Consider the following 10615-nt stretch of genomic DNA (forward strand, 5'->3'; position numbering starts at 1 on the left):
GAAAACGATCATCACCCTCCTTTTCGTGGTAGTATATCGCAGAAAGACAGGCTCCTTCTCACCCACCTCTGCAGATACGATGAGGGAAAACAGGGCCGGGTCTCGATGACGGAAAACCATACACCCTGCCTGCTGACGGAGTCTGGGTACGGATCCTGGCGTGCTTGAAAGCGTTTTTTTGCGTGCTCTACCCTACCGCTTCATGAAGAGGAATGAAGGCGAGTGGAGCCATCAGTAGGAACCACCCTTCACGGGTGGAGGGCCACGACCCTCTCGCACTGGCTCTCCTTCCCGCCTGCTCTGGTGCGGCTTTGGGGCGGAATGGCAATGCCCCTCCACCCGTGAAGGGTGGCTCCTACTGATGCATCGGCATTCCCCATGCTCCCTCTTTCCATTCATTTGTTGGAGTAGGTGGTTCAAAGACCTGCACCAACGTGGCGATTAAAGAGATCACGGCCCGCGACTGGGCGGTGATGAAAACCGTGGCGGTCGCGGGCACTCCTGATCGCGCGTGTTCAGGCGGTGAGGATAATCTTGGCAGTACCACCCTTTTCGGCGATTGCCTGTGCTTCGGCGGCATCAGCGAGCGGCATGATACGCTCGACTGGGATCGTCAACTTGCCGTCGCGTACCGCTTCGGCATAGCGCAAGATCGTTGCGGAGTTGACTGGCGCGATAACGACATTGATCTGAATAGTAGGATGCAGCGTAGCGTTTCGCGGGTTTTGCGTTGGGAAACAACCAAACGTGCCACCTTCCTTGACCCTGGCAAGGAGCTGGCCGGCGAGCTCCCCACCGACGGTGTCGGCGACGCAGTCGAGAGGACCGAGTTTATCAATCTCTGCATCATCATCGATGGCGATGGCCTCGCTTACTCCGGGAAGTTGTCGAGCCGCGTCCAGTCGCTTGCCACGAACGCCAGCAATGACGCGAGCCCCAATCTGCGATGCTGCGAAGACCGCTGAGCGACCAACGCCACCTAAAGCCCCGGTGATGAGGACGGTCTGACCGGGTTGGACCTTGGCACCAAGCCGTATCATCGCATCGCCCGTGACGTTGACCAGTGGAAGCGCGGCAGCGGTGGCCATCTCCAGGCCATCGGGAATCTTGACGAGGTCGGTGGCTTTGACGGTGCACAGCTCAGCGTAGGTATGCCGTGCCACAGCCATGACGCGGTCGCCAGGCTCGAAACTGGTGACGCCCTCGCCGGCCTCGACAACGGTGCCAGCGAGGTCGAGGCCGGGGATGTAGGGGAACGCTATCGGAAGGAAGTCCTTGACTGTGCCAGAACGTACCCGCCAATCAGCAGGGTTGATGCTGGTGGCCGCGACGCGCACGAGCACCGAGCCTTCGGAGGGTCTGGGGTCTGCGATATCTTCATAGGCGAGATTTGACGCGGGGCCGTACTCGTGGAGAACGATTGCTTTCATGCTTTCCCTCGATTTCTTGAAAACTGTTCATGTTTGTAAATACGATAATTACATGAGGTAATTTTTGTATCATTAATTGCTGCTTGGTTGCTTTGAAGAGGATTTGATTGAGAACAAGCAGCCAGCAATAAGCTGTCGCAGAACTCCCTCATGTAATTATCGTATTTACACTCGAGGTCTTGCTCCAGACCAATTGCTCGCTCACTGTTGGGATTTACAATGGCCTCAAATACTGCTTCACTTTTGCTCGAATAATATCTGCCATTTCTTTCGGCATGGTTACGTGTGGAGCGTGAGCACTATTGATCCAGGTGACAGGTCGATTTCCGCGAGCAGCAGTCGCTTGATTCGCCGCCGTCAACCATGAAGGCGTCCAGGTACCAATGGTGAAGTCAACAGGAGCCATGTGTGCAAAATCTTCCTCGAAGTACTGTCCCCTATCAACCGTCCCAAGATAGTATTGCGCCCAGTTTGCCCCATTTTGCGCTATGCGTGCGCGTTGGGCAGCGTCCTCGGTAAACCCTACTGTTCCAAGCAGTGTAATGGATAAGATCGTTGATGAGTCAGCAATTTTTGGAGAGAACGTGGCGATCCTTTGAAAGTACTCAAAGCCAACATTTTTAATGGGCGTATCCGCCTGTAATGCCGCCTCATGGACAATACCATTTCTGGTAATATCTGGATGGAATTTGGCTAACGCGAGAACGGCTTGTCCTCCTGAACTCACACCAAATGCTGAAACAGGTTTTTCGAGAGGGATTTCCTGAACAAGAGCTGCGATATCATCGGAAAACAATTCTGGGGTCACTGGGCGTGGATGGGGATCTGGTGATCGTGATCCACCGCGAGGATCAAAGGTCAACACGGTAAACTCGTCTGCAAGACATTCCATCAATTTCTCATACGGACCACAATCATTGCTACCAGGAGGGACAAGCACCATGGTTGGACCTTGACCCATCATTTCGCAGTAAAAATCCATGCCATTTGCATAGACCGTAAACGTCTTTTTTTTCATACATCTCTTCTCTTTCAGCGTTTCCATGCTTGCATTTCAAATATGGAAACAGTATCGTGAATTGTCTTTGCCGCAAGCGTTGCGCGACCTCACCAATGTCGTGCCAGGAAGCCTCAACCTGCGCTCGCAAGCCGCCCTGGAACCTCAGAATGAACCACGAGCGTATGTATTGAACTCAGCTCTCTTTTTGTAAATGTGGCAATGAGATGAGCGGGTCTTCCCTGAGAAAGAGAGCAGATCACTCACCGATGTATCAAAGATTCCACCTATGGAATTGCCAAATTCACAGGCCGTCAGACTCACATCAGTTGTTGAAGTAGTGCTCTTCGAGGTCCGAGATCAGTCCGGGATGCACAGGTCGCCATCCCAGAAGTTCCTGGGTCGATGCGCTCGACCTCGGGATGTCGCGCGCCGCCACCATCCCGAGGAAAGGACCGAAGAGGTCGTCAAGGGTACCGCGATGTACCTCGGACCCAGCTTCCTTCAATGCCTCAGCACCCTTGTCTGAACGAGTAAGGCCGACGACCTGATGACCGGCACTGACGAGTTCGTGGACAACCGCTGAGCCGATGTAGCCTGTTGCTCCTGTGACGAAAACACGCATAAGAAAATTCTCCTTCTACTGGTAAGATGTAGCGTAAGTGTGATAAAATGAGGTTGCCTCCATATAGTAACGGAGGAACCCTCACTTTGTCAAGGACCAATATTTCCAGGGGAAAGGAATCATATGAAATGAGCGAGCCAACACCAGCCAACCGCCCAATGCGAGCTGATGCCCAGCGCAACTATGCCAGCCTGCTGAAGACGGCGCGAGTCGCGGTCTCGGAGCGCGGCGCTGACATTGTCCTGGAGGACATTGCCAGATCGGCTGGGGTCGGAATCGGAACGCTGTACCGCCACTTCCCCACGCGTCAGGATCTCCTTGAAGCCGTGTTCCTGGATGAGACCAATGAATTGAGGGCGCGCGCTGAAGAACTCGCAAGTGCTCCGGTTCCTTTCGATGCCCTGATCAGCTGGCTTCGTCTCCAGATGGACTTCGCGGCTCGCGGGCGCAGCATGGGAGCAGCCATCATGGCTGCCAAGCACGTTGAGGGAACGAGAATCTCTGCTGCGAACAAAGCGATGCACGAGGCGGGAAAAGTCCTCTTGCTCCGCGCCCAGGCCGCAGAACAAATCCGAACGGATGTCCATATTCGCGACGTGATACGACTCGTCTACGGAATCGCCATGGTGAATGAACGTGCGTCCGATCCTGATGGGGCCAACCGCATGCTCGATCTCGTCATCGCCGGAATCAGAACAAAGCCGAGTCGGGACTGAAAGATGGAGTGTCACCTCTCGGTGAGGAGTCGATCCGACTTTCCGACGGCGTGCGCCAGTTGAGCATGCGCACCAGCTTCGCTGGAACGTCGAAAGGCAACCTTGGGGGAGGGCCAACCTTGGAACGTTCTCTCAACGGGCATGGAGGCCCAGTACCAGCGAAGCTGACACAGACCCCAAAGGAGGTGGTAATGGGTGGTAAACGTCCAGCACATGTTGTAACCACAAGATGTCCCCTGCACTGCCCTCACCCATTTTCCAAAATGGTGCGAAACAAATCGTCTTGAGGCTACTTCTCTAGATTCTCCAGAGTCAATTTCCATGTTTCGCGCTGATGTGCACCCAATGTACTATTTGGATACATTACTCCACCCTGGCAATCCCCTCTTAATGATTGCTGAGGTTATTTTAGTTTAAACGTCAATTAATGAGAGGATCGTAAGCAGCGCCTGTCTCGTTGCGCATCGCGTGGGTCATTAGAGGAGTGGAGTGCCTGAATTACTGATTCAAAATTCAATACTGGTTCCCTCGTAATCCGAATGATTGACAGGAGCATAGACTGCCATGAATTCTTTCTGAGTAGTATATTCGGTTTTCACACCTATAACAATGCATCAGTGATGAAACGCTCAAAGAAACACCATCCGCAACACCCTTACATCCTTCCCTCATCCTCTTTTACCACAACAGTACGCACAGCCGGAGCACAGAATGCGGCAAGCACACACAGGAACCCCACGGGAGCTAACGCAAGACGCATGCCTACCTGTTCAGCGAGAAAACCAATCACGGGTGGACCGGCAATCATGCCACAATATCCCCACGTCGTGACCGTCGCAAGGGTGGCCCCCCTATCCCGTTTGGCAAGACGTCCTGCTGCGCTCAACACGAGAGGAAAAGGGACGGAAAGGCCGATTCCTACCAGGCCCAAGCCAAAAAACACCACTGGCGTCCAGGCAAACAGCAGCGCGAGAACAAGCCCGATTGCCGCAAGCAGACAGGCCATACGCATAATAGCTGTCGCACCAAAGCGCGTTGCCAGAAAATCACCAACACTGCGACCAATAGCCATACAGAGTAAAAACGTCGTGAACCCCGTTGCCGCTAATCCAGTACTTGTATGCAGAGTCCCGGAGAGATAGACAGCGCTCCAATCAAACAGAGCCCCTACGCTGAGCAAAGAGCAGAAGGCAATCACCCCCAACCGCATCAGTGTTGGAGAGATGTGAAAAGAGAGAGCGGTCTTCGCAGGCTGCTTTTGCACCATCTGTTCTTGTTTTGAAGAGCAAAGGAAACGCGAACTCCACATAAGAACAACACAACCAACGACGGTAATGGCGAAAAAATGAGGTTCTGGCTTCACATCGAAAGCAGCCAGGATACTCCCAAGCGATGCACCTGCTAAACTTCCCAAACTAAAGTACGCATGAAACGAATTCATGATGGATCGACCATATACTCGCTCAACAGCAGTCCCCTGGAGATTCATGCTCACATCCATGGCACCACTCCCTGCACCAAAGAAGACCAGTGCCAGAAGAAAGAGGGGCAATGTTGGTGCAAACGCAACCAGAGGAAGCGTGAGACACATACCAAACGCAGCAAGAGTTGTGATCACCTTGCCCTCAAAGCGTGAGGAAACACGACCAACGATATTCATCGCCAGAAGTCCACCAATGGTACATCCCAGTAAAGCAAGTCCTAATTGACCTGGAGGCAAGGCCAGCCTCATTTGCACCGCAGGAAGGCGCGTTGAGAAGGTAGCAGTCATCACGCCATTCAAAAAAAAGAAGATGTCTACTGCCATTCGAGCGAGACGTAAACGTCGTCTCTCTTCTCGTTGAACATTTAATACCATATCAACCTTCACTTCTAGAAAAGAGTTGCATCCAAAGAGAGAAATGGGGATATACGATTTGGATGAGCGAACTCTATCAGGGCCACAGCGGGCACATATGTAATCTCATGGTAATGGAGAGGACATACTCGCGTGAATTGTGAAAAGCCACGAAAAAGAGGATGAAATGTACGACACCACCCCTATCGCAGGATCACCTCAGGAAAGCGAGATGCCCGGCGATCCACACCGCGAAGAAGAAAAGAGAGGTTGGTATTCTGTCAAGCGTACGAGCAGTATTTTATGCGAGATAGCAAAAGCGGATCATCCGCAGATCAGTATCACTCGGCAATGAGAGCTGTTCAATCTGCCTCGATTTTTCTACAATGTGTAGGATTGCTTTGTCAACCAAGCTTTCCGTGATAATGTTGCCTTATCCGATCCTTTGCGTTCTCCTGACTTCTGCCTGGATTAAGAGTGACCTTAGCGTTTTCCATATTGCGGAGTATATTAATATATTAAGGCATGGTTCAGAATGAGCTCAGATCAATGTGACAACTTTGAACAACCCACACTGTGAAAAATAAATCCTGAGAGGGCCTCCTGAGCGGCTTCAGGATTTATTTGTGGGTGTTTCCATCGTTCACAACTGTCACATCCATTTGAACCTTGCCTAAGGCTCCTATCAATATGCCCATGATCATAAACTGGTTCATCGGGATATCAAACCAGATAATATCCTCCTCGATAAAGACAACAACATATTGCTCAGTGATTTTGGTATTGCCCTTCTCCAGGAAACAGCTCAGCAAAGTACGAAAGACGCAATTGGGACCGTTGCATATGTGTGTCTCTCCTATGAGGCTGAAGACGATCAGTGAAAAGATATCAGACATGTATTCCAAACAGGAGGAAGGTCACAATGGTCACAATTACGGCGAGGAAGGTTCCAGCAATGGCTTGATAGACAGTATGCGCACGAACTTGCCACCTTGCCCAACCTACGAGCAGTACGAGAGGGGAAAGGACGAACAAAAGGGGTCCAAAGAGAAGGATAAAGACTGTGACGGCTCCGGCTATCCCGACAAGATGCAAACTAATCTTCCAATATTTTGTGACGATGAGCGAAATTCCACAGGCCATAATCACGGCCACCACCGTCGCTATCAGCACAGGGGAAGCCCCAAAGAGATACAAAAAGACAAAGCTGAGCACCATACAGATCCAAGCACGCCTAAAATTGGCATAGTGAATGCAGAGCCAATGAAATCTCGCAATCTCATCCAGAAAGGGAAAAGATCATGAAGTGGTGTGTTTGCTTTCCAGAAGAAGATATTCTCATTAAACGGCCCTGCTTAAGAAAAGCCTGTATTGGTAATAAAACGGCCGCAGCCTTCCTCAGTTTCCTGCACTACCAGGGAAGCATCAGCAAAGACTTTAGGCAGAGTATCGAAAACAGCAATCAACAGAAAAACGAGCAAGTAGAACTGCAAACATTGATTGGGATTCCCAATAAACAATTACTTCGCAAGCATATCAGTAACGCGAATGCGAAGATCATCTCTTCCAATCTTCATAGCAAACATTTTGAACGAGGTTACGTGCTTATTAACACACAATGCTTTTCACAGCTTCATAGTAACCAGGAGAAAAAAGAAGGAGAATGATACAATGCCTCGCCCAAAAGCAAGATCAGTACAGTCACAAACCAGTTCTAACAGCCAGGGAATGAGCCAGCAAAATAAGGCAATTCCCATAACGGCTCCGCCGGAAACGTTAATTGATACCAAAGAAGAAAACAAAAAACGAGAAGAGCAAGAAGCCATCCCACCAATAGACTACAATCAGCTTGCCATGGCGCTCCAAGGAATTATTCAATATATCAGTGAAGAAAAGGAACCTCTAGCAGCAAACATGAACGAGCCACCAAAACTCATATTACTTCCGAACAATGAAAGCCCTTGATCAGAAGCTGAGCCAGCCGAACAACGAATAGCGCAAGCTACGAAGAACTGCAAGCAGAAAAGAAAGAACAAAACAGCGATAAACCGATATCAACACGTGATCTGGCCCAAAGAGCCAAAGTACGGCGCGCCACTTGCAGCACCTGGCTCAAACAACACGAAGAAAGACTTCAAATCAAGGTAAGCCAACAAGCAGACATGTAAAATTGACATACACACAGGAGCAACGGACACTGTGCGTTGCTCCTACTTCCATCTTTAACATCAGCTATATAACATTCCTCATAAGACATGAAAAGGAAAAGCTCTGCGTTGGATCATGTACAACTGCGCAACACCCACGTGAAACAGTGAACCGGAAGCAACCTTTTATCCTGCAAATAAAACAATATGCATGTAATTAAAGTTATTTGTTTACTATCACAAAAAACTATATGAATAACGAAAGAACAAAATCCTTCTTCTCATACTGAGTTATAAGCATGAGCACAGGTGTTATAATCTCTCGTTTGGGCTTTCCTTCATTCTGACTTCAGGAGCTATACGAGCTTATGAGCACAGACGCAGTTATAATCCCGCCTTCGGGCTCTTCCTCATTCTGACTCTGCCAGCACTGGTTTTATCATCCCTATTTCCCTGTTATAATCCCGCCTTCGGGCTCTTCCTCATTCTGACCTCTATATTTATACTATAGCATAAAAAGCGGGTTGAGGGGGTACTTTGCGGGAGGTTCTATTTTGATGGTGAAATTCTCTCTTCAATGAAGCCTTTTTGAAAGGCAAAATGTCCTCGACACGCTTCTCAAGCGAAGCGGGAGGCTCAGCTCAAATGTATCGGTACACCTACCTCCCGCGAAAATATCATAATGCAATAATATGATGTTCATTCAAAGCCTGTTCTTTGTTTGGCCCTACCTGGCGATAAACGCGTGCTCGAAATACACTACTACGTGATCAGACACAAAACGAACAACTTTTTACAAGCAAGAGAGAAACAAGAATTCATGGCTCGAAAGTAATCATTAAATACATGATCTGGAGCATCCTCTAAAACCAGTTCAGACAAAGTCAACCTCAATCATATCAAGTTTACGACAAAGAAAAATAGGCTGCTTTCAAAAATGCGGTAAATGCTCCCATCTCGTCTCGATACTCTGCCAGTTTCTGTTGCTGTATCTCCAGTGGAGCATCCAAATAAAAATCTTCCCCACCCTGGATGGAAAGTCGTGTTCGTCCACTCACTCTGCTAGAAAGCATGAGTTTGCAATCAAAAGAAGTCACGCGATCACGATAAAATTGCTCTAGATATTGAATGAGTTTATGACGCACTGGACATTGTAACAATCTAGCCTGATAATGCAAATTATGCATCTCCCTATATTTGCTATTGCGGAGTTCTTTCAACATCTGGGCTTGTTCCTTGCCAGATACATCTTGTTGTAGATGAGCTGATTCTTCCTGCAGCTTTTCGGCCTCTTGCGACTTTTGCTGTGCTATATTCAGAAGTTCCAGATATTTAGAACTTTGCTCTTCTATATCAACCCATGGAGTGGAAAAACGCTCTCCTTCGACAATGTGACCGCCACACGACATCGTCGTTGGGATATTGAGTGCATTGAGAGCGAGCACCGTTTCCATAATCGGTTCGTCAATCGGCATACCAAGCCTATCTGTTCTATGAGCAAACTGTTCGCCCAGTTCATTCCATCTCTGTTGTAATACATCCTTTTGCAGCATCCATTCACCTTCTCATGACACCAGATAAGGCACAATACACACCATAAGAGAGCCAAAACATTTTATTATGATTGGCTCTAGCAAAACAGATCACCACAGACACAATTTGGCTCTATCCACTTATCGAGCGGCAACGACATTGGGAAGCGTCTTACTACTTTTCGGAATTTCCGTTTTAGCCCAGGTATCATCCTGTGTACAATGATACAATGTGCGATCATACAACTGGCCAGTTTTTGAGTTATGACTCGTATCCGTCTTCCACACAGACATCTCTTGTTGGCACACAGGACATTTCATCGCCGTCACTCCTTACTTTTCATCAAAACCAACGCATTCTATAGTAACCATTATACCTGACCGACATGTGTACAGCATACAAGCATATATAAACCATTGATATACTGGTGCATAAAATTCATGCTATCTTATGTACATTGTTATTTGTGGGGAGTATGAAGAAGCCAGATGAGTGAGGCATTCAGCCAGGGTAATGTGGGCAAGGCACATTCTGTGTAGCAAGATGGTTAGTGAGTCTGGAAATTCCTATGTCTGATTAGAAATCTTATCCTTATAATCCCGCTTTCGGGCTTTCTCTCATTCTGACCTGGCAAGAGTGTGCTGTTGCGCCACTTCCGAGAAAAGTTATAATCCCGCGTTCGGGCTTTCTCTCATTCTGACTTTAGAAGATTTGTAGCCTATGGTTGCGATGCTATCAGTTATAATCCCGCGTTCGGGCTTTCTCTCATTCTGACGTGGGATACGCTTCTTCAGTGCATCGTAAAAATAATAGTTATAATCCCGCGTTCGGGCTTTCTCTCATTCTGACGCAAATTTCTTTTCGATATCGAGTAAGGTTGTGTGGTTATAATCCCGCGTTCGGGCTTTCTCTCATTCTGACATATTCAAGTCCTTTCTGATTAATCTCTCAATATACTGTTATAATCCCGCGTTCGGGCTTTCTCTCATTCTGACAACACAAATCAACAAGCGCAAAGCCAGCCACCGAAACCGTTATAATCCCGCGTTCGGGCTTTCTCTCATTCTGACGCCCAACTGACAAAATAGTAATGATTGCCTATGGAATTGACCCGTTTTTGGAGGGGACTCAAACAGAAAGAATGAGTCAGTGGAAATGCATCAAATAAGAGAAAAGAACGATCATTTCTCTGTATATATACGTATTCCGTATACGTATATATTAACATACAAACAAGATATTTGTCAAGAAAGATGATTCTCTGTCTTTTTTTCTTGTTTTTCGTAATCAACTGGACTCATATATCCTAAAGAAGAATGTCTTCGTTTCC

The 10615-nt window shown here is 48.3% G+C and carries 11 protein-coding genes, 1 pseudogene and 1 CRISPR repeat array; of the genes and pseudogenes, 4 read left to right on the forward strand and 8 right to left on the reverse strand.

All coding sequences use genetic code 11. From position 1 onward, the window contains the following. Positions 1-515: 515 nt before the first annotated feature. The 3 genes and pseudogenes from F1593_RS26020 to F1593_RS30010 form a co-directional block, all read right to left on the reverse strand. Positions 516-1316 (reverse strand): NADP-dependent oxidoreductase, encoded by an 801-nt coding sequence (locus tag F1593_RS26020; protein ID WP_371873916.1) that lies wholly within the window; start codon positions 1314-1316, stop codon positions 516-518. 328 nt (positions 1317-1644) lie between these two features. Further along, positions 1645-2448 (reverse strand): alpha/beta fold hydrolase, encoded by an 804-nt coding sequence (locus F1593_RS26025; protein ID WP_172632462.1) that lies wholly within the window; start codon positions 2446-2448, stop codon positions 1645-1647. Positions 2449-2857: 409 nt separating this feature from the next. Continuing rightward, a pseudogene (locus F1593_RS30010) lies at positions 2858-3052 on the reverse strand (NmrA family NAD(P)-binding protein); the annotation flags it as partial. 47 nt (positions 3053-3099) lie between these two features. Here F1593_RS30010 and F1593_RS26035 point away from each other — a divergent pair. Then, on the forward strand, positions 3100-3768 hold the full coding sequence (locus F1593_RS26035) for a TetR/AcrR family transcriptional regulator (protein ID WP_235932709.1): 669 nt from the start codon (positions 3100-3102) through the stop codon (positions 3766-3768). A 655-nt stretch (positions 3769-4423) separates the two neighbouring features. Here the strand turns inward: F1593_RS26035 and F1593_RS26040 are convergent. Then, positions 4424-5626 carry an MFS transporter gene (locus F1593_RS26040; RefSeq protein WP_149404482.1) on the reverse strand — a complete coding sequence of 401 codons (1203 nt, stop codon included), beginning with the start codon at positions 5624-5626 and terminating at the stop codon, positions 4424-4426. Positions 5627-5792: 166 nt separating this feature from the next. Here F1593_RS26040 and F1593_RS28700 point away from each other — a divergent pair, with 166 nt between their 5' ends. Continuing rightward, a complete protein-coding gene (locus tag F1593_RS28700) occupies positions 5793-5960 on the forward strand; it encodes a hypothetical protein (RefSeq protein WP_172632463.1) in 168 nt (55 codons plus the stop codon). A gap of 265 nt (positions 5961-6225) precedes the next feature. Here the strand turns inward: F1593_RS28700 and F1593_RS30170 are convergent, their stop codons facing one another. Continuing rightward, on the reverse strand, positions 6226-6501 hold the full coding sequence (locus F1593_RS30170; RefSeq protein ID WP_308483129.1) for a hypothetical protein: 276 nt from the start codon (positions 6499-6501) through the stop codon (positions 6226-6228). Then, a complete protein-coding gene (locus F1593_RS26050; protein ID WP_149404483.1) occupies positions 6494-6823 on the reverse strand; it encodes a hypothetical protein in 330 nt (109 codons plus the stop codon). Before F1593_RS26050 ends, F1593_RS30170 begins: the two co-directional genes overlap by 8 nt. 83 nt (positions 6824-6906) lie before the next feature. Between F1593_RS26050 and F1593_RS26055 the strand changes: the two genes are divergently transcribed. Further along, on the forward strand, positions 6907-7272 hold the full coding sequence (locus F1593_RS26055; protein ID WP_149404484.1) for a hypothetical protein: 366 nt from the start codon (positions 6907-6909) through the stop codon (positions 7270-7272). Between the two features lie 4 nt (positions 7273-7276). Next, entirely contained in the window at positions 7277-7570 is a 294-nt protein-coding gene (locus tag F1593_RS26060) for a hypothetical protein (protein WP_149404485.1), read from the forward strand. A gap of 1087 nt (positions 7571-8657) precedes the next feature. Here the strand turns inward: F1593_RS26060 and F1593_RS26065 are convergent. Next, positions 8658-9305: a hypothetical protein gene (locus tag F1593_RS26065; RefSeq protein WP_235932711.1), complete on the reverse strand. Its 648-nt coding sequence runs from the start codon at positions 9303-9305 to the stop codon at positions 8658-8660. Between the two features lie 120 nt (positions 9306-9425). Continuing rightward, positions 9426-9605: a hypothetical protein gene (locus tag F1593_RS26070; protein WP_149404486.1), complete on the reverse strand. Its 180-nt coding sequence runs from the start codon at positions 9603-9605 to the stop codon at positions 9426-9428. Positions 9606-9875: 270 nt separating this feature from the next. Beyond that, a CRISPR array of direct repeats spans positions 9876-10355; the repeat unit is 37 nt; unit sequence GTTATAATCCCGCGTTCGGGCTTTCTCTCATTCTGAC. Positions 10356-10615 lie beyond the last annotated feature (260 nt).

This window comes from Dictyobacter arantiisoli (genome assembly GCF_008326305.1).
Taxonomy (GTDB): Bacteria; Chloroflexota; Ktedonobacteria; order Ktedonobacterales; family Ktedonobacteraceae; genus Dictyobacter; species Dictyobacter arantiisoli.

Bases quoted from the DNA above. Each gene is read 5' to 3' on its own strand.
- F1593_RS26060 (WP_149404485.1), top strand. From the start codon at position 7,277: ATGCCTCGCCCAAAAGCAAGATCAGTACAGTCACAAACCAGTTCTAAC.
- F1593_RS26055 (WP_149404484.1), top strand. From the start codon at position 6,907: ATGAAGTGGTGTGTTTGCTTTCCAGAAGAAGATATTCTCATTAAACGG.
- F1593_RS26035 (WP_235932709.1), top strand. From the start codon at position 3,100: ATGAGGTTGCCTCCATATAGTAACGGAGGAACCCTCACTTTGTCAAGG.
- F1593_RS26025 (WP_172632462.1), bottom strand. From the start codon at position 2,448: ATGAAAAAAAAGACGTTTACGGTCTATGCAAATGGCATGGATTTTTAC.
- F1593_RS30170 (WP_308483129.1), bottom strand. From the start codon at position 6,501: ATGTCTGATATCTTTTCACTGATCGTCTTCAGCCTCATAGGAGAGACA.
- F1593_RS28700 (WP_172632463.1), top strand. From the start codon at position 5,793: ATGTACGACACCACCCCTATCGCAGGATCACCTCAGGAAAGCGAGATG.
- F1593_RS26040 (WP_149404482.1), bottom strand. From the start codon at position 5,626: ATGGTATTAAATGTTCAACGAGAAGAGAGACGACGTTTACGTCTCGCT.
- F1593_RS26070 (WP_149404486.1), bottom strand. From the start codon at position 9,605: ATGAAATGTCCTGTGTGCCAACAAGAGATGTCTGTGTGGAAGACGGAT.
- F1593_RS26065 (WP_235932711.1), bottom strand. From the start codon at position 9,305: ATGCTGCAAAAGGATGTATTACAACAGAGATGGAATGAACTGGGCGAA.
- F1593_RS26050 (WP_149404483.1), bottom strand. From the start codon at position 6,823: ATGGTGCTCAGCTTTGTCTTTTTGTATCTCTTTGGGGCTTCCCCTGTG.